This window comes from Bradyrhizobium sp. MI1.3, from assembly GCF_055811695.1.
In genome coordinates this window covers 1-232 of the sequence record NZ_JBVVPQ010000326.1, presented here as the reverse complement: position 1 = coordinate 232, position 232 = coordinate 1, and the positions used below count along the sequence as shown (strand labels likewise).

Below are 232 nucleotides of genomic sequence, written 5' to 3'. Positions count from 1 at the left end.
GTCTGGACCAAGAAAAAGGTCCGCCAACGCCGCTTCAAAGGCCGCCGTATCACTCAGCTCTGATTCCGGGTACTAGAAGCACCTTATCCCCTTCCACAATCGCTCCTCGAACATCAACTTTCGGAGTCGCAGAGCCTCGTGCGGAGTCGGAAAGAAGCCCTTCTATTCTCTCCACGGGAACGTTTCCCAACTTGGCGAGCATTTCATTGGCGATAGAAGCAATCTCGTCGTA

At 53.4% G+C, this 232-nt stretch carries 1 pseudogene; it reads right to left on the bottom strand.

Annotation, left to right across the window (positions count from 1 at the left end):
• Window positions 1-49: 49 nt before the first annotated feature.
• Window positions 50-232: pseudogene (locus AC0L3A_RS41170) on the bottom strand (NUDIX hydrolase); the annotation flags it as partial.